This window comes from Nostoc sp. (assembly GCF_036917155.1).
Taxonomy (GTDB): domain Bacteria; phylum Cyanobacteriota; class Cyanobacteriia; order Cyanobacteriales; family Nostocaceae; genus Nostoc.
Genome location: NZ_JBALDZ010000020.1, coordinates 95814 through 118442, shown reverse-complemented (window position 1 = coordinate 118442; position 22629 = coordinate 95814). Strand labels below are relative to the sequence as shown.

At 43.0% G+C, this 22629-nt stretch carries 21 protein-coding genes; 16 read left to right on the top strand and 5 right to left on the bottom strand.

Translation table 11 applies throughout. The annotated features are described in order from the left end of the window. Window positions 1-23: 23 nt before the first annotated feature. The gene (locus tag V7K67_RS03050; RefSeq protein WP_334728939.1) at window positions 24-617 is read left to right on the top strand and encodes a Maf family protein; all 594 of its coding nucleotides are present in this window, start codon (window positions 24-26) and stop codon (window positions 615-617) included. A gap of 148 nt (window positions 618-765) precedes the next feature. Then, window positions 766-1503 carry a phycocyanobilin:ferredoxin oxidoreductase gene (locus tag V7K67_RS03045; RefSeq protein WP_334728938.1) on the top strand — a complete coding sequence of 246 codons (738 nt, stop codon included), beginning with the start codon at window positions 766-768 and terminating at the stop codon, window positions 1501-1503. Here V7K67_RS03045 and V7K67_RS03040 read toward each other — a convergent pair whose 3' ends face one another. Then, window positions 1504-1704, bottom strand: a complete 201-nt coding sequence (locus V7K67_RS03040) for a hypothetical protein (RefSeq protein WP_335165196.1) — start codon at window positions 1702-1704, stop codon at window positions 1504-1506. It lies immediately after the preceding gene. 815 nt (window positions 1705-2519) lie between these two features. Between V7K67_RS03040 and V7K67_RS03035 the strand changes: the two genes are divergently transcribed. The 3 genes from V7K67_RS03035 (at window position 2520) to V7K67_RS03025 (ending at window position 5990) form a co-directional block, all read left to right on the top strand. Beyond that, on the top strand, window positions 2520-3944 hold the full coding sequence (locus tag V7K67_RS03035) for an HlyD family efflux transporter periplasmic adaptor subunit (RefSeq protein ID WP_334728936.1): 1425 nt from the start codon (window positions 2520-2522) through the stop codon (window positions 3942-3944). 109 nt (window positions 3945-4053) lie between these two features. Then, the gene (gene devC / locus V7K67_RS03030) at window positions 4054-5208 is read left to right on the top strand and encodes an ABC transporter permease DevC (RefSeq protein WP_334728935.1); all 1155 of its coding nucleotides are present in this window, start codon (window positions 4054-4056) and stop codon (window positions 5206-5208) included. Between the two features lie 74 nt (window positions 5209-5282). Then, the gene (locus V7K67_RS03025) at window positions 5283-5990 is read left to right on the top strand and encodes a DevA family ABC transporter ATP-binding protein (RefSeq protein WP_334709929.1); all 708 of its coding nucleotides are present in this window, start codon (window positions 5283-5285) and stop codon (window positions 5988-5990) included. A 227-nt stretch (window positions 5991-6217) separates the two neighbouring features. Here V7K67_RS03025 and V7K67_RS03020 read toward each other — a convergent pair whose 3' ends face one another. Further along, a complete protein-coding gene (locus V7K67_RS03020; protein WP_334709928.1) occupies window positions 6218-7036 on the bottom strand; it encodes a hypothetical protein in 819 nt (272 codons plus the stop codon). A 104-nt stretch (window positions 7037-7140) separates the two neighbouring features. On the opposite strand from V7K67_RS03020, the gene V7K67_RS03015 reads away from it, so the two are divergent. The 7 genes from V7K67_RS03015 (at window position 7141) to recG (ending at window position 15072) form a co-directional block, all read left to right on the top strand. Then, window positions 7141-7938: an HAD family hydrolase gene (locus V7K67_RS03015; RefSeq protein WP_334728934.1), complete on the top strand. Its 798-nt coding sequence runs from the start codon at window positions 7141-7143 to the stop codon at window positions 7936-7938. 50 nt (window positions 7939-7988) lie between these two features. Beyond that, the gene (locus tag V7K67_RS03010) at window positions 7989-8729 is read left to right on the top strand and encodes a Uma2 family endonuclease (RefSeq protein WP_335165193.1); all 741 of its coding nucleotides are present in this window, start codon (window positions 7989-7991) and stop codon (window positions 8727-8729) included. Window positions 8730-9072: 343 nt separating this feature from the next. Beyond that, window positions 9073-9240 carry a hypothetical protein gene (locus tag V7K67_RS03005; protein ID WP_334733974.1) on the top strand — a complete coding sequence of 56 codons (168 nt, stop codon included), beginning with the start codon at window positions 9073-9075 and terminating at the stop codon, window positions 9238-9240. A gap of 224 nt (window positions 9241-9464) precedes the next feature. Further along, on the top strand, window positions 9465-10259 hold the full coding sequence (rpsB, locus tag V7K67_RS03000; RefSeq protein WP_334710240.1) for a 30S ribosomal protein S2: 795 nt from the start codon (window positions 9465-9467) through the stop codon (window positions 10257-10259). A 239-nt stretch (window positions 10260-10498) separates the two neighbouring features. Then, window positions 10499-11443 (top strand): translation elongation factor Ts, encoded by a 945-nt coding sequence (gene tsf / locus V7K67_RS02995; protein WP_334710241.1) that lies wholly within the window; start codon window positions 10499-10501, stop codon window positions 11441-11443. A 216-nt stretch (window positions 11444-11659) separates the two neighbouring features. Further along, complete coding sequence (locus V7K67_RS02990) at window positions 11660-12493, top strand: hypothetical protein (protein ID WP_335165191.1); 834 nt, start codon at window positions 11660-11662, stop codon at window positions 12491-12493. A gap of 92 nt (window positions 12494-12585) precedes the next feature. After that, complete coding sequence (gene recG, locus V7K67_RS02985; RefSeq protein ID WP_334733972.1) at window positions 12586-15072, top strand: ATP-dependent DNA helicase RecG; 2487 nt, start codon at window positions 12586-12588, stop codon at window positions 15070-15072. 127 nt (window positions 15073-15199) lie between these two features. Here the strand turns inward: recG and V7K67_RS02980 are convergent, their stop codons facing one another. Both V7K67_RS02980 and V7K67_RS02975 read right to left on the bottom strand, forming a co-directional pair. Continuing rightward, window positions 15200-15604: an ExbD/TolR family protein gene (locus tag V7K67_RS02980; protein WP_334733971.1), complete on the bottom strand. Its 405-nt coding sequence runs from the start codon at window positions 15602-15604 to the stop codon at window positions 15200-15202. Next, window positions 15591-16259, bottom strand: coding sequence for a MotA/TolQ/ExbB proton channel family protein (locus tag V7K67_RS02975; RefSeq protein ID WP_334707589.1), 669 nt, complete (start codon window positions 16257-16259; stop codon window positions 15591-15593). The genes V7K67_RS02980 and V7K67_RS02975 overlap by 14 nt, the downstream gene beginning before the upstream one ends. A gap of 496 nt (window positions 16260-16755) precedes the next feature. Between V7K67_RS02975 and V7K67_RS02970 the strand changes: the two genes are divergently transcribed. The 3 genes from V7K67_RS02970 (at window position 16756) to V7K67_RS02960 (ending at window position 19889) form a co-directional block, all read left to right on the top strand. Beyond that, window positions 16756-18261 carry an energy transducer TonB gene (locus V7K67_RS02970; RefSeq protein ID WP_335165188.1) on the top strand — a complete coding sequence of 502 codons (1506 nt, stop codon included), beginning with the start codon at window positions 16756-16758 and terminating at the stop codon, window positions 18259-18261. Between the two features lie 331 nt (window positions 18262-18592). Then, the gene (locus V7K67_RS02965; RefSeq protein WP_099099597.1) at window positions 18593-18838 is read left to right on the top strand and encodes a hypothetical protein; all 246 of its coding nucleotides are present in this window, start codon (window positions 18593-18595) and stop codon (window positions 18836-18838) included. Window positions 18839-18848: 10 nt separating this feature from the next. Then, complete coding sequence (locus V7K67_RS02960) at window positions 18849-19889, top strand: hypothetical protein (RefSeq protein WP_334707591.1); 1041 nt, start codon at window positions 18849-18851, stop codon at window positions 19887-19889. A 331-nt stretch (window positions 19890-20220) separates the two neighbouring features. Here the strand turns inward: V7K67_RS02960 and ilvA are convergent, their stop codons facing one another. Further along, entirely contained in the window at window positions 20221-21732 is a 1512-nt protein-coding gene (ilvA, locus tag V7K67_RS02955; protein WP_334707592.1) for a threonine ammonia-lyase, biosynthetic, read from the bottom strand. 460 nt (window positions 21733-22192) lie between these two features. Between ilvA and V7K67_RS02950 the strand changes: the two genes are divergently transcribed. After that, the gene (locus V7K67_RS02950) at window positions 22193-22492 is read left to right on the top strand and encodes an RNA recognition motif domain-containing protein (RefSeq protein ID WP_179064828.1); all 300 of its coding nucleotides are present in this window, start codon (window positions 22193-22195) and stop codon (window positions 22490-22492) included. Window positions 22493-22629: the final 137 nt, after the last annotated feature.

Sequence of the window (22629 nt, the reverse complement as noted above, 5' to 3'; positions counted from 1 at the left end):
TTAACAAATTTGTCAAAAATATCATGAAAATTCCACCTTTTGTACTTGCTTCAGCTTCCCCAGCCCGACGCCGCTTGCTGCAAACTGTTGGTATTGAACCGATAGTTCGACCTAGTGACTTTGATGAGTCGCAAATTGAATTAAGTGAACCAGCAGAATTGGTCAAAACTCTTGCCCAGTACAAGGCGGAAACTGTAGCTCCACAATTTGAATCAGCTTTGATTATGGGTTGTGATTCCGTTTTGTCCATGAATGGTGAAATTTACGGCAAACCAGCAGATACCTCTAAAGCGATCGCTCGTTGGCAGATAATGCAAGGTAACTTTGGTGATTTGTACACAGGTCATGCCTTAATTGACCATGACCAAAATCGTACTTTAGTCAAGTCTCAAGTTACAAGAGTTTACTTTGCTCAAATGAGCGATCGCGCCATCGAAGCTTATGTTGCCACAGGTGAACCCCTCAAGTGTGCCGGTGCCTTTGCCATTGAGGGTTTTGGTAGTTTCTTCGTAGAAAAAATTGCAGGCTGTCACAGCAATGTAATTGGACTCAGTTTACCCCTACTGCGGCAGATGCTAGGAGAATTAGGATACGATGTCACAGATTTCTGGCAATAGTCCCTTGTCCAAAGTTAATGACCAATGACTAATGACCAATGACCAATGACCAATGACCAATGTCAAGTGTTTGCTTATATTGCAGACCACAACAGGTATGGCACGACTGGTTGTAGACTGGCCATTAGATCGCATTCCCAACTAGCCTATGTCATTTACTTCTATGCCCTCGCTGCGTGAGCAACAACATCCCCTAATTCGTCAGCTAGCTGATTGTATTGAGGCAGCTTGGCATCACCACCTGGATTTATCCCCCTACCATTTACCTAATGAGTTGGGGTATGTGGAAGGTAGATTAGAAGGCGAAAAACTGACAATTGAAAACCGTTGCTATCAAACGCCCCAGTTTCGGAAAATGCACTTGGAACTGGCAAAAATCGGCAATATGCTGGATATTTTGCACTGCGTCATGTTTCCCCGTCCAGAATACAACCTGCCGATGTTTGGTTGCGATTTAGTTGGGGGTAGAGGTCAAATTAGTGCTGCGATCGCAGACCTTTCTCCAATTCAAGTAGAGCGCACCTTACCAGAATCTTATACTTCTGCACTGACACAGCTAACAGTAATTAACTTTTCCCAACCCCGTGAATTACCTGAATGGGGAAATATCTTTTCGGATTTTTGTATCTTTGTACGCCCTAGTTCCCCAGAAGAAGAAGCAATGTTTCTCTCGCGGGTGCGAGAATTTTTAGACATTCATTGCACCCAAGCGATCGCCTCACGTCCCGTTTCAGTTGAACAAGTCACCCAAAATATCGCTGGACAACACAACTATTGCACCAAACAGCAGCAAAACGATAAAACCCGCCGCGTACTAGAAAAAGCCTTTGGCCCAGCTTGGGCAGAAAATTATATGACCACAGTTTTATTCGATCTCCCAACTTAATCATCCCCTCATCCCCCCATCTCCCCCATCTCCCCCATCTCCCTCATCTCCCTCATCTCCCCCATCTCCCTCATCTCCCTCATCTGTAGGCTCTGTTACGTTTTCAGGTAACGGATAAATGTAGAATTCATTCAACGAGAGTTTAATGGAGTCCCAAAACAGCAGCAGGGAGAGTAGTAAGGTCTTTGAAGCAAATATCACAAAATGGTTTGTTGTCTTGGGAGGTGCAAGCAACTAGAGACAGCTAACTCATTGATCAGAAAGTTAAGGAAACTCTAATGTTAAAAATGCTCAAGTTGACAGATATTTTTTAGTTAGTTAATCGTTGATTCACTTAAGGAAGACTAACTTTTGTAGCAAGATTGTATCCAACAAAGGCAACAGTCTATTTTGATGTTTCTTTTCAATTTTGTAACTAACTATAGCCGTAGTGAATGTAGCAGTAAAGTACCGCATCATACCAATTTAGGATTTTTTGTAGAGACGCGATATGTCGCGTCTCTACTCTAGATTCATACTGCTTGTGAATTCTGCTAACTTCCATTGCACTCATGTCTCAATAATACTCAGAATTAGGGACTTCTAAATAAAAAATATCCAATTAACTCTTGTGGGGTGGGCGACACGATAGCCCAGTGCATAGAGCGGGCAAGATGCCCACTCCACAATATTGGATAGTTTATTTCTTGGAGTTCCCTTATTGAATAGCCAGCTACTATAGCACTTCTGGGTTTCAATACAGACCTAAGCCCTAACACCCTTGCCGACACAGAAAGGGGGAAAATTCAAAGTCTCTCTCCTTTTAGGAGAAAGATTTAGAAAGAGGTCAAAGTGTACTGCATACAAATAAACACCATTTTGCAAAGCCATAGTGTTGAGCGTTCATCACACAATGGATTTTTAAACCATACCCAGCTTTAAACCACCGTTGCTTGTCCTAACAGGACTGGCTGTTGATTAAAAACCCTTTTATTTTTACTTCCATCAGCACAATTCAGGTAAATGGGCAACATACTATGTCAAGGGTGACTGAAAAGCCAAAGCCAAGTGAGCAGACACTTAATAGTGAACAACCGAAGATTTGGTGGGGTATTGCTGTAGCTGTACCAGTAGTAATTGCCGCTGGCATACTAGGCACAGCTAAAATCGAGCAGCTGAGAAAACTAACTACATCTGCACCCGTAATGCCATCTACCAATAGCATTAGTGCTGTAGGGCGTTTGGAACCGCGAGGCGAAGTTGTTAAATTGTCCGCCCCATCATCAGGATTAGCGCCATCGTCACGAATTCAGCAACTTTTGGTGAGAGAGGGTGAAAAGGTAAAACAAGGTCAAATTGTAGCAATTTTGGACAACCGCGATACCCAAATAGCCGGACTACAAGAGGCAAAAGCGAAAGTGCAAGAAGCTCGGGCGAATTTAGCGCAAGTTAGGGCTGGATCTCCAAGAGATATTCAAGCTCAAAGAGCAGTTATTGCTCGTCTACAAGCGCAGTTACTTGGAGAAAGGGATGGTCAACAAGCAACGATCGCTCGGATTGCAGCCCAGTTAAGTGGAGATAAACTTGTCCAACAAGCAACAGTAAATCGCCTAGAAGCTGAACTCAGTGGGCAAAGAGAAGCTCTCAGAGCAACACTTATACGTATTAAAGCCCAACAGCGCAATGCCCAAGTCGATGCTGGACGCTATGATTTTTTATATAAAGAAGGTGCAATTTCTCAGCAAGAGCGGGATAGTAGACGCTTGAGTGCAATAACTTCTAATCAACAGGTAGCAGAAAGCCAAGCTACCCTCAAGCAAACATTGGCAACTATACGACAGCAACTTGCTGAGGCTAGAGCGAATCAAATCCAAAATTTAGCAACTTTGCAACAGCAACTCATCGAAGCCAAAGTTAACCGTGACAAAACTTTAGCAACTTTGCAAAGACAAATCGATGAAGAAAAAGCCAAACTGAGCAGAATTTTAGATGTTAGTCCTACCGATGTGCAAGTAGTGCAAGCTCAAGTTAGCAATGCGATCGCAAATGTCAGAAAAGCCGAAGCAGAACTGAAATTGAGCTACGTTCAATCACCAATCGCTGGAGAGATTTTAAAGGTTTACACCAAATCGGGTGAAGCGATTGGCGCAAATGGTATTGCTGAAATTGGACAAACCAACCAAATGTTTGTAATTGCTGAAGTTGCCGAAGACAGCATTGGTAAAGTACGTCTTGGTCAAAACGCCGCTATCACCAGCGACAATGGGGCATTTAGCGGTGAATTAAAAGGAACTGTCACAGAAATCGGCAGAAAAATTGGTAAAAAAGATGTGCTGAATACAGATCCAGCAGCAGATGTGGATGCCAGAGTTGTAGAAGTTAAAATTGCTTTGTCTCCAGAAGATAGCCAGAAAGTTTCTGGTTTAACTTACGCCAAAGTTGTTGTTGAAATTAATAACTAATTAAGTTATAGGCGAGCAGCAATACCAATTTACGATTTGATATTTTGGATTGAAAATGTTCTTAATTACGAATTACGAATTATCTTAACTGTGCTTGGATGCCTATAAAATGAATCAAAAAATCCCTCTGTCGTGGCTACAACTGACAAGAGAAAAAACTCGTCTAGCTGTGGCTTTAGCAGGAATTGCTTTTGCTGATATTTTAATGTTTATGCAACTCGGCTTCCGGGATGCTCTGTATTATAGTAACGTTCGATTCCATAACAGCTTGCAAGGTGATATTGTTTTAATTAACAGTCAATCTAACGCTATATTGGCGATGAGAAGCTTCTCTCAACGACGGTTATATAAAGCTTTAGAGTTACCCGCAGTTCAATCAGTACATCCGATATATTTAGACTTTACAATTTGGAAAAATCCTGTAACAGGTCGTCCTCGTAGCATCCTAATATTTGGAATGAACCCAGAAACTAATCTAGTTAACTTACCTGGAGTTCAGGAAAATTTAGATAAACTTAAACTACCTGATGTAGTTTTATTTGACCGTTCTTCTAGGGTAGAGTATGGGCCAATTGCTGCCAATTACGATCAAGGAAAGACTGTAACAGCAGAAGTGCGGAGGCGGCGAGTTAAAGTAGAAGGACTATTTACATTAGGCGCATCATTTGGCGCAGATGGGAATTTAATTACGAGTGATATTAACTTTCTGCGGATATTTAACAATCGTCAAAAAGGATTAATTGATATTGGGCTAATTAGATTAAAACCGGGAGCAGATGCTAACGTTGTTGCTCAAGAATTACGAAAGTATTTACCTAATGAAGTAAATGTTTTAACTAAACAAGAATTTATTGCTTTTGAGCGTAATTACTGGGCGAATAGTACAGCTATTGGGTTTATTTTCACATTAGGTACTGTCATGGGTTTTATTGTCGGGACTGTGATTGTTTATCAAATTCTTTACACAGAAGTTGCAGACCACTTAGCTGAGTACGCCACTCTCAAAGCAATAGGTTATACACAAAACTATTTATTGACAGTTATCCTTCAAGAAGCTTTGCTATTAGCAGTTTTAGGATATTTTCCTGGAATAGTTTTTGCTTTATTTATGTATAACAGCGCCAGATCTGCAACACTTTTACCAGTTTTTATGAGTTTTGACCGAGCGGTAATGGTATTGATCTTGACTATGCTAATGTGCATTATTTCTGGTGCAATCGCAGTTAGAAAATTAAGTTCTGCCGATCCAGCAGATATATTTTAATTAATAAAAATCATTTTTTGACAGACACTAAAATTACATCTCAAAAATGCTAACCTATAGCTAACAAAATTATGATGAAACAAGAACCTGTAATTGCCATTAAAAACCTCAATCACTACTATGGCAAAGGCGCACTGAGAAAACAGATATTATTTGACATCAACCTAGAAATTTATCCGGGTGAAATTGTAATTATGACCGGGCCATCAGGTTCGGGCAAAACAACATTACTGAGCTTAATTGGTGGTTTGCGGTCTGTACAAGAGGGGAGCTTAAAATTTTTAGGTGAAGAACTCGTTGGCGTCAGTCAAAACAAACTGGTGCAGATGCGACGCAACATTGGTTATATTTTCCAAGCTCACAATTTGCTAGGGTTCTTGACAGCAAAGCAAAATGTGCAAATGGCGGTAGAATTGAACGATAATATTTCTCAAACAGAAGCAGTGGCTAAATCAAAAGCCATGCTAGGGTCTGTGGGTCTAGAAGAACGAGTTGATTACTACCCAGACAATCTTTCTGGTGGACAAAAACAAAGAATTGCGATCGCTCGCGCCCTAGTGAATCGTCCCCCCCTAGTGCTAGCAGACGAACCAACAGCCGCATTAGACAAACAATCAGGACGCGATGTCGTGGAAATAATGCAGAGTCTAGCCAAAAATCAGGGAACGACTATCTTATTAGTGACACACGACAACCGCATTTTAGACATAGCCGATCGCATCGTAGAAATGGAAGATGGTCTTTTAACCCGTAATTCCCCAAATGCAGCTATTCAGTCATGATTTTAGTCATTTGTCCTTTGTCCAAAGTCCAATTGTGAATGACCAATGACCAATAACCCGCATTTCTCACTCTTCAGTAGGGGCGGGTTAACAGATATGATCCATCATTCATGAATGTCTCGCTTAACCCGCCCCTACGACCTCTGCACTTCGGTTTGATAAATCTGGTGAGAAATCCGGGAATGACCAATAACCAATGACCAATGACCAATGACAGCCATAATTTATTATCTAGCAGAACCCGATTTTTTAATTCCAGGTGACTTTGGCGGAGTTGGGGTATTTGGTTGGCGACTAGTACGGAACGTTACATTTACGCCTTCATTCGATTGTTCCAGCACCAGTAAAGGCGTAGGTTTAGCCTTTTGATCCCAATGCATAGTAGCAATCCGACCTTGAATTATTGGTTGCCAACTATCTTCGTCTTCTATGGGGCTTAAGTAAGTTTCTATACAGTCAATAATTTGACTAATAGTTGCAGAAGTTGCTTGCGTCGGTAACTTCATTAAGCGGACTTGAATGCGAAACAGCACTCGTTTCGCAGAGTTCCCTGGACTACCAGTTTCATACTCTACATCAAAAATTTCATCTACTTGCCGTCCAGCGCTATTAGCAATTCCAACTGATCCTTGTTGGGCTTGATTTGGACGCAGGGCTTGAGAAATCTTTTCTTTGATCTGAATCTTCACTTGATTAAGAATTGCAAAATGAAACACCTCCTCTGACATCCGCATTCGCAGATAATCTAGGTTAAAGTCTCGTGAGTTCACCAAATCGGGATTCGTTTCCATTTTGCGAATTGTTTCCAGCGCCAGCTTAAACTTTTTCTCTAGTTCTCGCGCCCGGAATTGTTCAAACTTGAGTTTTTTCTCCAGCTGATTCATCTGGAGCTTACTATACACAATCAAAGCAATCACCACTAAAGCCAGTCCTCCAGAAGTTACCAACAATAATGTTGGTATTTGAGGATTACTTGCTGGCACTTCGTGGGATGCCTTTTTAGTCTTTGTCCCAGAGGATTGGGCAAGAAACATCGAAGTGGGCATGGTTGGAAACTGAAAAACTTGACTCCTGATGTTTAGGATGCCCAAAAAACCAATGCCATCTTGCTGTATCATTGATATTTTTTACAGCTTTTTACAAATCGTATATGTCCAGACATTTGAGCCTCCCTAACCTGTCTGAGATTTCATCTACTTGCTTGAGCAAGATTCGTCTGATAGCCACAGATATGGATGGCACCTTGACTAGACGAGGAAAATTTACTCCCGCACTACTGCAAGCTTTAGAGGATTTAGCCGCAGCTGACATTAAAGTGCTGATTGTCACCGGACGTTCTGCTGGCTGGGTGAGTGGATTGAGTAGCTTGATGCCAGTGGCAGGTGCGATCGCAGAAAATGGCGGTTTGTACTTTCCACCTGAGAACCAGAAACCAGTAGTCTTAACACCCATTCCCGATTTAGTTCAACATCGTCAGCACTTGGCTACCACTTTTGAGAATTTACAAACTAAATTTCCCCAAATCCAAGAATCTGCTGATAATCGCTTTCGCCTCACCGACTGGACTTTTGACGTAGCTGGTTTGCGTCAAAATGAACTACAAACCCTAGATCATCTCTGTCAACATCTGGGCTGGGGATTTACCTATAGCAACGTGCAGTGTCACATTAAACCCCAAGGGCAAAATAAAGCTGTGGGATTGTTGCAGGTATTGCGTGAATATTTGCCCCAGTACTCACTAGAACAAATTGTCACTGTTGGCGATAGCCCCAATGATGAAAGTTTATTCGATCGGCGTTATTTTCCTGTTTCTGTAGGCGTAGCTAATGTGCTGGAATATTTGAATCAGTTGAAATATCAGCCTGCTTACATTACCACTGCTGCCGAAGGGGAAGGATTTTGTGAATTATCTAGTTATATTTTGAAAAGCTTGCACATCTCAAGTTAGGAAGAACTAGAGTTGTTCTACAATAATCTCGTAGCACTGATTTTACAACCATGACTGCTACTTTACCTGTTAGTGTCGAATCAGAAATATTTTACCCCAGTGCTGATGGTCAACCAGTGGCAGAAACCTACGACCACCTTTATGCCTTACTAACTACCTTAGAAGTCCTGAAACAGTATTTGGCAAATCGTCAGGCAACAGTATTAGGAAATCAATTTCTTTACTATGCACAGGGTTTTCCCAAGTTGCGGGTAGCCCCAGATGTGATGGTGATTTTTGATGTTGCATCTGGCGGTCGGGACAATTATAAAATCTGGGAAGAGGGTCAAGTACCCACAGTTATTTTTGAAATGACATCCTTTGGGACTAAGGGACAAGACGAAATATTCAAAAAGACCCTCTATGAGCAGCTAGGTGTCAAGGAATACTGGCTATTTGATCCTAAAGGCGAGTGGGTGGAACAACAGCTACGTGGCTATCGCCTGCGAGGAGAAATCTACGAACCTATACAGGATGGACGTAGTGAACCGTTACAACTACGCTTGGTGATTGAGGGAAGACTAATTGGGTTTTACCCTGAGGATACAGGCGAAAAATTACTGATCCCTGATGAACTGGCACAGGCTTTACGAAAGGAAGTTTTAGCAAGACAGCAGGCAGAAGAACTGGTAGAACAGGAACGCCAACGAGCAGAACAGGAACGCCAACGAGCAGAACAGGCAGAATTGCAGATAGAACAATTAAAGGCGAGGTTGCGATCGCTCAATGTAGACCCTGATACTATTGAGTAACATACAGGCCCCTGCCCACAAATTTGCCAAGGAAACAATTTGTTACCTGTGTCCTTGCCACATTTATTACCTTAGACAGAATACAATAATATAAACGTCCAAAGCGTTTCAATCTTTTAAGTCTCAACAATACTGATTTGATTGAGAATATTGTTTTATACAGTCATTCCCAAGCAAAACTGTTTAAAGGATAAATAAACCGCCAGTCCTTTAAGTACTTAAATACGCTAATAGGCTAACAGATACTTCAAGTACAGATTAGCGTTTCATTTCCCACTTCCATTAGAAGTCCAAGGCTAATGTCGAGTCAAGAATTTACCTTTAAGTATTGAGGTATAAAATTATGCAGGAAATCGAAAGATTCTTTAGCAACTTGTTCAGTGGTATAATCAACCGCTTTAAGTATTCTGCGATGGACGCTGCCGATCGCAAAATGAGAGAAACTATCGACGATCAGGTAGAACAACGGCGACAAAAACCTAAACCCAAGGATCAAGAAGACCGCCAGTAGACCTCATAAAGCAGCAAGATTTTCATTACTACAATCATAGTGCTGCCCACTCAACAATTGGACAGCACTATTTTCTCGCACTCACTCTGTCAACCAGCTACAACACTTCGGAATATGCTAACCTAGTATGGTTAACTAATCTCGCACATCTAAGAATTCGGGTGTTTCCCAGTTGGGAAATACACTTGGATGGAGGTTTAACCCGAATCGGAGTTGAAAAATATATGCCAGTAGTTTCATTGGCTCAAATGATGGAGTCAGGGGTTCACTTTGGGCATCAGACCCGGCGTTGGAACCCAAAAATGTCTCCTTACATTTATACTTCCCGCAATGGTGTGCATATTATCGACTTGGTGCAAACTGCCCAGTTGATGGATAATGCTTACAACTACATGCGATCAAACGCAGAACAAGGGAAGAAATTTCTTTTTGTCGGCACCAAGCGCCAAGCAGCTGGAATTATTGCCCAAGAAGCCAGCCGTTGTGGTTCCCACTACATTAACCAACGCTGGTTAGGTGGAATGTTGACCAACTGGGCAACCATCAAAACACGGGTAGACCGCCTGAAAGATTTAGAACGCCGTGAAGAAACTGGCGCACTAGATTTATTGCCGAAAAAGGAAGCATCGATGCTACGTCGGGAAATGACGAAGCTTCAGAAATACTTGGGCGGCATTAAAACAATGCGGAAAGTGCCCGATATTGTGGTAATTGTAGATCAACGGCGGGAATATAACGCAGTTCAAGAATGCCAAAAGCTGAATATTCCCATTGTGTCCATGCTGGATACAAACTGTGACCCAGATGTAGTAGATATCCCCATCCCCGCAAACGACGATGCGATCAGATCAATTAAGCTGATAGTCGGAAAATTGGCGGATGCCATTTATGAAGGTCGTCATGGTCAGCTGGAAGCTGAAGAGGATTACGAAGATTACGACGGTAGTGAGTATGACGATGACTACGAAGAAACCGAATATACTGATGCCGTAATCCCCGACGAGGAAACAGAAGAATAGTGCTGAGTGAAGAGTGAAGAGTTCTGAGTGCTGTACATGGATAGCGGGGCGTTTAGCCCGTGCTGAGTAAGATAGAAAGACTCAGCAAATTGAATAGTGCTGAGTCTTGATTTTTGAAGTTGTAAGTTGTGATTTGTCAATGAAGAATAAAATTGATAACTGAACACTCAAAACTCAGCACTCAGTACTAAATTAGGTGAGCGATTACAACTCGAGGTCAAGTTAGGAATTGAGGCAACATGGCGGAAATATCTGCAAAACTCGTCCAAGAGCTACGCCAAAAAACTGGTGCCGGCATGATGGACTGCAAAAAGGCGCTGATAGAGAATGATGGCAACATAGAAGAAGCCATAGACTGGCTAAGAAAAAAGAACTTAGTTTCAGCTGGCAAAAAAAGCGATCGCATTGCGGCAGAAGGTCTGGTAGACACTTACATTCAGCCTAGTGGTCAAGTGGGAGTACTCATAGAAGTCAACTGTCAAACAGACTTTGTTGCTCGTAACGAGGCTTTTAAAGCTTTAGTTAAGAACCTAGCAAAGCAAGCAGCGACAGCTGATAGTGTTGAGTCTTTGCTAGCTCAACCCTATATTGAGAATGAAAGTGGGACTGTAGAAGAATTCATCAAGCAAAGTATTGCCACTCTTGGTGAAAATATCCAAGTGCGTCGCTTTGTTAATTTTGCAATAGCAGAGGGCACACAAGGTGTAGTAGACAGCTACATCCACACTGGCGGTCGAGTTGGTGTCTTAGTAGAACTGGGTTCCCAAACTGAGTCAGTGGCTGCTAATTCAGAGTTCCAAACCTTGGCACGGAACGCTGCAATGCAAGTTGCGGCTTGCCCAAATGTCGAGTATGTCAGCGTAGACCAAATCCCTGCCGAAGTTGCCCAGAAGGAAAAAGACATTGAATTGGGCAAGGATGATTTGGCGAACAAGCCAGATAACATCAAAGAGAAAATTGTTCAGGGACGGATTGATAAACGCCTAAAAGAATTGGCTTTGCTCGATCAGCCTTACATTCGCGACCAGAGTATTTCCGTGGAAGACCTCTTGAAGCAAGCGAAGGCGCAATTAGGCGAAGAGATTCAAGTAACTCGCTTTGTCCGTTATATACTTGGCGAAGGCATTGAAAAGCAAGAAATTAGCTTTGCTGATGAAGTCGCTGCACAAATTGGCAGTGTCTAATTATTAGTCATTAGTCATTAGACTCTGGACAAATGACTAATGACAAAACAGGTCAGGCTATTTGCTTGACCTGTATTTTATTTATTACAGACGCGAAATATCGCATTTAATTTAAAATCTAAAAATTTAAAATCTAAAATTCTCTGGAAAGTTATCCTAAAATAAAATTGTACATTTGTACTATTTAATGGTTCAGATGGGCAAGAACGAAAATATATGGCAAGAGCAATCGAGCGAATTGAGCAGGATATTGCAGCACTGAAAGAAGCGATCCGAGCGATCGCAGTAGAACTACAGACCGCTTATGCTAGTTATCTAGCCACCTTAGGGCTAGCTGTACGAAAACAGTTGATTCTCGCAAGTTACCACCTCTGTACCCAAGGGTATCCCGAAAACTTTCTGCATTTGTCATTGAATCAGCGGCAACAATTGCAACAAGCCATCCGCAAGTTGGGTCAACTAGCGGCTGAACAATTGCTCATTTACGTTAAAAGTGAGGAAGCTGGGGGGGATGAGGGGGATGAGGGGGATGAGGGAGTAAAATTTTCCTCATCTTCTGTGACTCTGGACAAGTCTATCCCTGAGCCTCTTATACCCGATACCTCTAATCCTATAGAACTGGCAAAATGGCAACAGAAATTAGAAGAGGTCACGCAAGAGATACTGAAAAAACTTTCGCACGATGCTAATCTTTTGTTACAGAAAGCTGGTGTATTACCCAAAAAATTACCAGAACCGATTTTAGCAGCAGCGGCAGCGGCATCAGAAGCATCTGCCGAGGTAATGCCAGGGCCACCAAACTTATTAAACTTAGTAATTGAAATTGAAAATGAGCAGCAGTTAGAAGATTCTGGACTCACACAAATTATGGCTATTAACCTGCGACTAGGGGAAATTGAATTTGCTGATGTGACACTCTCCTCTGAACGCAGGCAAATCCGCAATATTTTAGTTCAGCTAAACAAGCTAGGACGAGAGTATCAAAAGAAACATCGGGAAAGAGCGATCGCGGAAGCTGAAGCCGCATGGCGTTCTAGTTGGTTTGAATAAAGTTATGAGTTATGAATTATGAGTTATGAGTTATTTATTCCTAACTCTTAACTCCTCACTCCTAACTCCCTAACTTCTAACTCTGCTGACCAATGACTAATGAAAAACCAGATTGGATAAGATTGCACAAAGCCTTAGCAATAGAAGCCGAACATGGCTTTACAGACTTGGTGGGCAGACAATATCGTTTCAGTGAATTTCTGAGCCTAACTTTGGGCAAATTCCCAACAGGCTTACCCCAAACTGAACGCCGCCGTTGGCAAGGACTAGCGGTGCAATTTGCCAGTTATCCACATCTAGAATTGGAAGAAAGACAACACTTAGTAGCAGAAACTCGCAGGTATCTATCACAACTACAGCAAGAGGAGCGGGGTGAGCAGGGGAGCAGAGGAGCAGAGGAGCAGGGGAGAATTAATCAATTAAAAATCCAAAATCCGAAATCTTCAATTGTTGCTGAGGTGAGTCGGAGGCTTGCACCCAACATAGACCAAAAACTCAGTGATTTGCCAGAAATCGGCTTCAAAAAAGCTGATAATTTGGCAGGGCTTGGTTTACACACCGTCCGCGACTTGCTTTTCTACTATCCTCGTGACCACATTGATTATGCGCGTCAGGTGAATATCCGCGAGTTACAGGCGGGTGAGACGGTAACAATAGTGGCAACTGTGAAGCGTTGCAACTGCTTTACTAGCCCGAAAAATCAGAAATTATCAATTTTAGAACTCGTAGTAAAAGATAATAGCGGTCAAATCAAAATTGGTCGTTTTTACGCAGGTACGCGCTTTAGCAGTCGCGCTTGGCAAGAAAGTTTAAAACGCCGTTATCCAGTCGGTAGTATTCTGGCGGCGTGTGGGTTGGTGAAAGAAAGTAAATACGGCTTGACACTAGATAATCCCGAACTAGAGGTTTTGGCAAATCCAGGAGATACGATTGAGTCGCTAAATATTGGGCGGGTAGTGCCAATTTATGGACTGACTGAGGGCGTGGTGGCGAATACAGTGCGACAGGCGGTAATTACTGCTTTGCCTGCTGCGGCTAACTTGAAAGACCCTTTGCCAAGTGGTTTGCGACAGAAGTATGGTTTGATGGAATTGAAAGATGCGATCGCTAATATCCATTTTCCTAGCGATAGCGCCGCCCTACAAGTTGCCCGTCGTCGCTTAGTCTTTGATGAATTTTTCTATCTGCAACTTGGTTTACTACAACGTCAACAGCAAGCAAGAGCGATTCAAACTAGCGCCATCCTTGTTCCACGCGGTCAACTTGTAGAGAAATTTTACGAAATATTACCTTTTCAACTCACTGGCGCACAACAACGAGTCCTCAACGACATTCTTAACGATTTACAAAAACCCGTCCCAATGAATCGTTTGGTGCAAGGCGATGTCGGTTCTGGGAAAACAGTTGTTGCCGTGCTGGCTATCCTCGCGGCAATTCAATCTGGCTACCAAGCGGCGCTGATGGCACCCACAGAAGTTTTGGCAGAACAACATTATCGCAAGTTAGTTAGTTGGTTTAATCTCTTGCATTTACCAGTGGAATTACTGACAGGCTCCACCAAAGCTGCTAAACGAAGACAAATACATTCTCAGTTAGGAACTGGTGAATTACCCCTATTGGTGGGAACCCATGCCTTGATTCAAGACCCTGTAAACTTCCAGCAACTAGGGTTAGTAGTGATAGATGAACAGCATCGCTTTGGGGTAGAACAACGGGCGCGTTTGCAGCAAAAAGGCGAACAGCCCCACGTGTTAACGATGACAGCTACCCCAATTCCCAGAACCCTAGCACTGACAATACACGGGGATTTAGATGTCAGCCAGATTGATGAGTTACCGCCAGGACGGCAAAAGATTCAGACAACAGTATTGTCAGGTCAGCAACGCAACCATGCTTATGACCTCATCCGCCGAGAAATTGCCCAAGGTAGACAAGTTTATGTGGTTTTACCCCTGGTAGAAGAATCAGAGAAACTGGATTTACGATCGGCTGTTGATGAGCATCAAAAGTTACAGGAAAGTGTTTTTCCCGACTTTCAAGTGGGGCTGCTGCATGGTCGCATGAGTTCAGCCGAGAAGGATGAAGCGATAACCAAATTCCGCGATAACCAAACACAGGTTTTAGTTTCTACTACCGTTGTTGAGGTTGGTGTAGACGTACCTAATGCTACGGTGATGCTCGTTGAAAATGCGGAACGATTTGGCTTATCACAACTGCACCAACTGCGGGGGCGTGTCGGTCGTGGCGCGGCTCAGTCTTACTGTCTGTTGATCAGCAGTTCCAGAAGTCCTGATGCTCAACAACGTTTGAAGGTATTGGAACAATCTCAGGATGGTTTTTTCATTTCCGAGATGGATATGCGTTTTCGTGGCCCAGGGCAAGTACTGGGAACTCGTCAATCAGGAGTGCCAGATTTTACCTTAGCGAGTTTGGTTGAAGATGAAGAAGTTTTACTTTTAGCCCGACAAGCAGCAGAAAAAATTATAGAGATGGATGCAACTTTAGAGCGTTGGTATTTGATGAAAGAAGAGTTGAAGTATCGGTATGAGCGATTGATGGGTGGAGCGATTTTAACATAAGGACTAGTGGTCTTTCAAATTCATTGTCAGCGTAGCTCGTAGTAGACATCATACAAGAAGCGGTTAGGAGTCAGAATAGAGAATTTTTCTGACTCTCTGAACTTTTTAGGTATAATGTATCTACATTTTATCTTTGGGTAGCGATCGCTAACCTTGCTCCCTTCACCTGACGTACTTGATCCATTATGCTCACTATCTCACCGTGCAATACTTTTTGATCGGCATTAATAATCACCAATGCATCTGTGTTAGAACCAACTAAAGTCCGCACTTGCGCGGCTAAATCATTAACTACTATTGGATCGCGGTTTAGGCTTACCTGACCTTTTTCATCTACGGTGATGGTAATTTTAGTAGGAATTTGCTGTTCCTTCGCCGTGGCTGCCTTCGGTAGATTTACTGGTAGCCCTTCCGATCGTGTTAAAAACAGCGTTGACATAATAAAAAATGTCAAAAGGGCAAACATTACATCAATCAGAGGTACTACATTTATAAATGGTGGTAAATCTGGTTCATTATCATCTAGATCCATAGGACTTCTCCTGTTGTTCATGGCGATCGAGTTGGTCATAGCGATCGAGGAACAGTATTTCTAACTGTCCGCCGTACTCTTGAATCATTGCTATCTGTCTCTGGTATAGTCCCCGGAAGATGCTGGCTCCTAAAAGCACAAAGATAGCCACAATCAATCCTGAGGCGGTAGCAACTAAAGCTTCACTAATACCAGCAGTGACTGCACCAGTTTTAGTACCTCCGACATCACCAATATTCAGTCCCGCAAATGAGCGAATTAATCCTAAAATTGTGCCGAGAAGTCCCATCAGAGGTGCTAACCCGATAATAGTGTCAAATACAGCTTGAAACCGCTTGAGCATAGGGATTTCTGCTTGCGCTTCGCTTTTCAAAGCCAAACGAAATTTTTCTGGAGTCGGTCTTTCTAGCTGTAGTCCAGCCAGAAAAATGCGTGCTATAGGTAAATCTACGTTTTTTTGCAGCTTATCTACAGCACTCACGACATTATCAAGTCGATAAAGATTTAAAACCTCTCGCACTACCCGATTTTGACGCTTACCAATCTGTATCCAAAACTTTGCCCGCTCAATCATTAGTGCCCCTGCCAAGACTGAAAAGGCCAGCAGGGGTAACATGACCACACCGCCTGCTTCAAACAAACTCTGAATTCCCATGTAGTGCCTCTAAACATCATCAACAATACAAAATCAGACTATCAGAATCAAGCTAAAAATGAAACTTTTTCTCAATAGAGTCTAAGATGGAACGATGATTTTTTCAAATCTAATCATCATTAATTTTATTTAATCTTTTTTGTTTTACATAAATTAATTTAATTAAGACATCACACAAAAATTAATTGTATCTAGAAATCCTCATAATCAACAGTAAAGATATTTTTATTGAAAGTGACGGGAAACTCCATCCCCAGGTGTCTGTGGAGGGATAGTCGCCCCGTCGCTTGGGCCAAACAAGGCATTGGGCATTGATAGCTTCTTCCCCATACCCTATTCCCCATGCCCAAAAACTCCATCCCGCAAGTGGCGTGGAGTTTTTCATTATTAAGTATGCTGTTCGTAACAGTGCCCGAAATAATTTTAATTTTTTACTTGATATTTGCAACCATGCATTCTAATATAACTAAATTAGTGAGAATAGGTAGCAATAGCTATGAGCTTTTCCGGCACTACTGTCGAGCAACGTTCCAAAGAAGTTGAGGCTCTCAAGTCTTTTCTGACTTACAGTCTGATAGGTTCACTGGCGCTGCATATCGGCGTACTGTCCTCAGGTATAGGTAATTATTTGACGAGAGTGCCTACAGGTGAAGAAGAACCAATAGAGTTTGCGATCGTGGATTCTCCGACTGCGGAACCAGAAAAACCAATTGCAGAGATTCCAGAAGAAATCAAAAAAGAACCAGAGATTGTCCAAAAACAGCCTACAGAAACTCCACCAGTAGAAAAAATTCAGCAGCAAGAACAGATTACAGCAGTCGCTCAGAAACCACAGCTGACAAATACACCGCCAAAAGCAATTGTTACCAAGCCAGAAGTTCCTGTGAAATCTGCACCTGTTCCACAATCAGCGCCAGAAGTTCCTATTAAATCTGCATCCATTCCACAATCAGCCCGATCTGAAGATTCCAAAGCAAGTTCGGCGGGTGGCGGTGGCGGTGGTGGCGGTTCTGGTGTTGCTTTAGGCTCAGGTAGTGGTATTGCTATAGGTACAAGTAGTGGTACTGGCACTGGTGGAGGTACTGGCACTGGCACTGGCAGTGGAATTGGCAGTGGGATTGGTAGCGGCACTGGCACTGGCACTGGCAGTGGAATTGGCAGTGGGATTGGTAGCGGCACTGGCAGTGGGATTGGTAGCGGCACTGGCAGTGGAATTGGCAATGAAGTAGGAAACCGTCCGACAGTAGCAACAGCGCCAATAGCACCAACACCTCCAAAAATTAACAGTTCAGGTAATGGTAATGGTAATGGTCGTGCAGCCTGCCGTGAATGTAATGCTAAATATCCAGAGGCAGCAAGACGGCGAGGAGTCGAAGGCAGAGTAGAAGTAGCTGTAGATACTGATGCACAAGGTAATGTTACGAATGTGCGAATTGCTCGCTCCAGTGGAAGCCGCGAATTAGATGAAGAAACTGCCAGACAAGCGCGTGAGTGGAAATTAAAACCCGCAGATGGTGGTAGACAAGGAGTGTCCATCGCCACTGAATTTGCTATACAAGGTTCACGACGATACCGCCAAGCTCAAGAACGGAAAACACAAAGACAAGCCGAAGAGAGAACCCGGCAGACAACGGCTGCTAACAACTCCACAGAAGAAGCTCCAAGACGCAGGCGCAGAGAGTTACCACCCTCATCTAATGAAGCTACAACCACAAAACCAGCAATATCTGGATTGAGTCGGCGACTGGAACCTCAAAGAGCGGAAAGTCCTTCTACAAGCTCGTCATCTGAAGCAAGGACAACTCGCACTCAAGGAAATGCAAGAGAGTCCTTACGCCGCCTCCGACGTGAGCCAACGGCTACCGATTCATCACAAAAGCCACAAGCAACCACAAATAGGCGGCGGCGAAGAGATAACACTAGCCAGGACAAGTTGCGGGAGTCTTTGCGCCGTTTACGCCAACAACCTCAATCACAACCTGCTGTTCCCAGTCAGCAGTAGTCTTACTGGATAAAACTGATTGCAATCATACTTGGATTAGCGATCGTGCACCACCTTCTATTTTTAGGGGGTGGTTGTTTTTTTAGACAGGAAGATGAGGGCAATGTAAATCGCCTGCGCCTAAGAAATGGTGCTAGTGTTTGCTCCTCTTATATGCTGAGAGAATAGTCAATGGCTAACTCTCAAGTTGCTCATCTGCACTTTATGCTAGGCGTTAAATTCACTGATTTGAATAAAACTTCTACATAAACACACACTGATGCGGTTTGATTTGCTTGAATAGCTATATTGATAAGACATTGATACGACGGCAATTCACAATTCCTGAATTATGGCAAGTAAATTCATTGATGTTAGGGAATATACTGTCAGGGCGCACAAAAGACAGATTCATACTCGTGTTTTCCAGTTTGTCTGTAAAGAGTGTAACGATCTGACAAAGCGCGAGACTTTCGGCCCTCGACCCTTATATTGTGAGAGATGTCGCCCTCCCCAACCGCCTAAGAAATCCCAGCCAGCATCTCACAAAGCAAAACCCAGAGCAATGTCTTATAAAAGTGACATCGATTTAAATTGATTAAAGCCTTATGACTCAAAATGGACAATTAGAACCGCCTCCGGGCACTTTTCTCTCGCCACTGTTGGAATTACGAGACTATTATGCTCGCCTCACAGAAGAGTACGAACGCCTCTTTGTACAGGCGCGATCGCAGCTCGATCATGTAGAAGCGTTGTTGTCTAACTGGTCTTTTTCTGATGCCAACAAACAGATATCAAGACTAACTGCGGCTGATGAAACCTCAAATCTTTCCCCAGAAGGTTCTTTGCGGTTTTTATCACCCCTTGATGACATCGACGAAATCAACTTAGTGGAGTCTGTACAGTCAGAACAAAAAGACTCAAATCAGGTTGAGATCAATAATTCTTTTTCTGCTGCTGTTGATACAAAAGAGAGTCAACCTCTAACTACATCAACAGATCCAAAGATCGCCCCAGAGAACAACGATAGTTCCACGAAGGTGGTAGAAATCCCCTTACTACCTCAATATCAGCACACTATCTCGCGAATGGAAGCCATAAAACAGCTATTGCAAGAGCAGATAGGTACTGTTTGTCATATCGATTTTATCGTGCGATCGCTTTATGGAGAGTTAGATTCTAATCTATTCAGAGTAGTTAAAGGTAGGGTGCAATCTTCCCTCACCCAAGGCAGAGAAAGGAATTACTGGGTAACTATTCCCGATGAACCAGGTTGTTATACTCTGGATTTAAGTTTGGTAGCCCCAAATAATCGCAATGGTGCTTCTAGGAGTATCAAAAACAAAAATAAGAAGCCTTTCATACCCCCGACAAAAACAGTACCGATGCTCAAAGCCTTTGAGGGTCAATTCTTAATTGATGCCCTCACCTCTCTGTTGGAAGAAAATCCAGGTAAAGTTTTCAGTGTTGCTGAAGTCATCGCCGGAATTTATGGAGAACTAGATTCTCAGCAACTCAGAGAGATCAAAAATAAGGTGCTGAATGAATTATCTAGAGGCTATCGTACAGGCAGATTCTCTAGAGTTCCTAACCAAATCGGCTTCTATACTTGGGACTCCAATCTGATATTGAAGAGTAGTTCTCGTTAAATTGGGAATGGGGCATGGGGCATGGGGCATTGGGAATTGGGTATTGGGGATTGGGTATTGGGGATTGGGGATTAGGTATTGGGGATTGGGTATTGTTTTTCTGCTCCTTTCCCTCTCTCTGCACCTCTATTGTTTGCTCTCTATTACCCAATACGCTTGGGTTAAGGGCTACTGGCAACAATTTTGGGTCTTCGAGATGCGTAAATCACCGTCTCTACAAGTGTTTTGTTGCTCATTCTGAACTGTATTGCTCTATTACCTACTCCCTACTCTCCCCCATCTTCCCCAGTCCCCAGTCCCCAGTCCCCACTCCCCAATCCCCACTCCCCACCTATCCCAAAAACAACTTATATGCTGGATTCTTGTTTTCATCCCAATAGCGATAGCCCAAATGATCGAGAAAAGCTTGCCATTCTTCCATCTCGTGGGGGGGAACCTGGATACCAACAACGATTCGTCCGTAGTCGGCGCCGTTGTTACGGTAGTGAAAAAGACTAATATTCCAGTTGGGACTCATGGAAGTAACAAACTTCATCAATGCGCCGGGACGTTCGGGAAACTCAAAACGGTAGAGCAATTCATTGTGAGCCAGGAAAGAGTGCCCACCTACCATGTGCCGCAGATGTAACTTGGTTAGTTCATCGTCTGTTAAATCAAGGGTTTCAAATCCATGAGCTTCAAAGGTTTCTACCATCTTTGCAGCATCAGCACGGTTTTGAATTTGCACACCTACAAAAATATGGGCTGTTTTTTCATCGGCAATGCGATAATTAAACTCAGTAAGATTACGGTTGCCAATACATTCACAAAACTGGCGAATACTTCCCCGTTCTTCTGGAATTGTAACTGCAAAGATCGCTTCGCGGCGTTCACCAAACTCTGCTCGCTCTGCGACAAAGCGGAGGCGATCAAAATTCATGTTTGCGCCGCAAGCAACAGCAATTAAGGTTTCTCCCTGGATTTGTTCTCGTTCGGCGTAGGCTTTAGCAGCTGCGATCGCTAATGCACCAGCTGGTTCTAAAATTGATCGCGTATCCTCAAACACGTCTTTAATTGCAGCACAAGTATCATCTGTATCCACCAAAATGATTTCATCAACATACTGCTGACATAAACGAAAGGTTTCTTCACCGACTTCCCGCACCGCCACCCCATCAGCAAATAATCCCACTTGGGACAAGCGCACCCGATGTCCCGCTTTGAGCGATTGAGACATCGCATCAGCATCTATTGGTTCAACACCAATAATCTTGATTTCGGGACGCAACCGTTTCACATAAGCCCCAATCCCAGAAATTAATCCGCCTCCTCCAATTGCAACAAAAATCGCATGGATCGGTTGCTGATATTGCCGTAAAATTTCCATCCCGATTGTTCCTTGTCCAGCGATGACATGAGGATCGTCAAAGGGATGAATAAAGGTCAATCCTTTTTCTACTTCTAATTCACGGGCATAGCTATAAGCATCGTCGTAGGTGTTTCCATGTAACACAACTGCCCCGCCCCTCATTCTCACAGCGTCCACCTTGACTTGAGGTGTAGTTATTGGCATCACGATAATCGCTTTGGTTCCCAAGCGATTGGCTGCAAGGGCAACTCCCTGAGCGTGGTTCCCCGCAGACGCCGCGATTACACCCTTTGCTAATACATCTGGTGGCAGTTGCACCATTTTGTTATAAGCACCCCGTAATTTAAAAGAAAATACTGACTGCATATCTTCACGTTTCAACAGGAGTTGATTATTCAGCCGCGCCGATAAATTTGGGGCATACTCAAGTGGTGTTTCCTGGGCAACATCATACACACGGGCAGTCAAGATTTGGATCAGGTAGTCGCAAAACATGGGCGTCAAGGTGTTAGCAAATGCTGGATGGAGATTAATTTTACGTTACAAGCGATCGCACTGGTTTTATTTAATTGCACCCTCTCGAACTTTTGAGTGAATAAAATTTCAAAATTACTCATACTCTTTGAAGAGAAATAAGTTCAGGGATTAAAATTTTTGGTAACTTCAAATTTTATGGGATCGCTCGTAGATGGATTTTTCCGATTTGATTTTGGAAAAAATCCGTACAACTTGAAAAAGCTGATTCCTTATTTCCTACTTCTTACTTAGGAAAATAAGTTCAAAAATCAAATCGAATTGCAATAAGTATAGTGTTGCTGATGAACATAACTTTTTAATTTATGTTAGAATGTGCGTGGAAGATGAAATTCGGCTATGTAGTTTGTTTTTATATATACTTGTATTACAGACCTCTCCGGATCTAAATCTCTACATCCTCTGATTCTGGAGACATTTTATGTCAATTTACGTCGGTAATCTATCTTATGAGGTTAAAGAAGATGACCTCCGGCAAGTCTTTGCAGAATACGGAACTGTCAAAAATGTTCAATTGCCTATCGACCGAGAAACAGGTCGGGTGAGAGGTTTCGGCTTTGTGGAATTGGAATCAGACGCACAAGAACAAGCAGCGATTGATGCCCTTGATAATGCTGAATGGATGGGTCGAAGCTTAAAAGTTAATAAAGCCAAGCCCAAGACTGATGGAGGTTCTTCTGGTGGTAGACGAGGTGGAGGAGGATACTCTCGACCCTATTAAGGTCTAAAACCAAGAGTTTAACTCTCAGGTCTTGAGGGCAGATAAGGCGTCTGCCTTTTTTTTGCTTTGGTTGACCGAAGAAAGACAGAGAGATGGATAGCGCAGCGTAAAGCCTTCTCTTTCAGAGACGCTAACGC

Bases quoted from the DNA above. Each gene is read 5' to 3' on its own strand.
- V7K67_RS02970 (WP_335165188.1), top strand. From the start codon at position 16,756: ATGAGCTTTTCCGGCACTACTGTCGAGCAACGTTCCAAAGAAGTTGAG.
- tsf (WP_334710241.1), top strand. From the start codon at position 10,499: ATGGCGGAAATATCTGCAAAACTCGTCCAAGAGCTACGCCAAAAAACT.
- V7K67_RS03015 (WP_334728934.1), top strand. From the start codon at position 7,141: ATGTCCAGACATTTGAGCCTCCCTAACCTGTCTGAGATTTCATCTACT.
- V7K67_RS03035 (WP_334728936.1), top strand. From the start codon at position 2,520: ATGTCAAGGGTGACTGAAAAGCCAAAGCCAAGTGAGCAGACACTTAAT.
- V7K67_RS02960 (WP_334707591.1), top strand. From the start codon at position 18,849: ATGACTCAAAATGGACAATTAGAACCGCCTCCGGGCACTTTTCTCTCG.
- V7K67_RS03010 (WP_335165193.1), top strand. From the start codon at position 7,989: ATGACTGCTACTTTACCTGTTAGTGTCGAATCAGAAATATTTTACCCC.
- V7K67_RS02975 (WP_334707589.1), bottom strand. From the start codon at position 16,259: ATGGGAATTCAGAGTTTGTTTGAAGCAGGCGGTGTGGTCATGTTACCC.
- V7K67_RS02980 (WP_334733971.1), bottom strand. From the start codon at position 15,604: ATGGATCTAGATGATAATGAACCAGATTTACCACCATTTATAAATGTA.
- V7K67_RS02965 (WP_099099597.1), top strand. From the start codon at position 18,593: ATGGCAAGTAAATTCATTGATGTTAGGGAATATACTGTCAGGGCGCAC.
- recG (WP_334733972.1), top strand. From the start codon at position 12,586: ATGACTAATGAAAAACCAGATTGGATAAGATTGCACAAAGCCTTAGCA.
- V7K67_RS03050 (WP_334728939.1), top strand. From the start codon at position 24: ATGAAAATTCCACCTTTTGTACTTGCTTCAGCTTCCCCAGCCCGACGC.
- V7K67_RS03020 (WP_334709928.1), bottom strand. From the start codon at position 7,036: ATGCCCACTTCGATGTTTCTTGCCCAATCCTCTGGGACAAAGACTAAA.
- V7K67_RS02950 (WP_179064828.1), top strand. From the start codon at position 22,193: ATGTCAATTTACGTCGGTAATCTATCTTATGAGGTTAAAGAAGATGAC.
- V7K67_RS02990 (WP_335165191.1), top strand. From the start codon at position 11,660: ATGGCAAGAGCAATCGAGCGAATTGAGCAGGATATTGCAGCACTGAAA.
- V7K67_RS03005 (WP_334733974.1), top strand. From the start codon at position 9,073: ATGCAGGAAATCGAAAGATTCTTTAGCAACTTGTTCAGTGGTATAATC.
- V7K67_RS03045 (WP_334728938.1), top strand. From the start codon at position 766: ATGTCATTTACTTCTATGCCCTCGCTGCGTGAGCAACAACATCCCCTA.
- rpsB (WP_334710240.1), top strand. From the start codon at position 9,465: ATGCCAGTAGTTTCATTGGCTCAAATGATGGAGTCAGGGGTTCACTTT.
- ilvA (WP_334707592.1), bottom strand. From the start codon at position 21,732: ATGTTTTGCGACTACCTGATCCAAATCTTGACTGCCCGTGTGTATGAT.
- devC (WP_334728935.1), top strand. From the start codon at position 4,054: ATGAATCAAAAAATCCCTCTGTCGTGGCTACAACTGACAAGAGAAAAA.
- V7K67_RS03025 (WP_334709929.1), top strand. From the start codon at position 5,283: ATGAAACAAGAACCTGTAATTGCCATTAAAAACCTCAATCACTACTAT.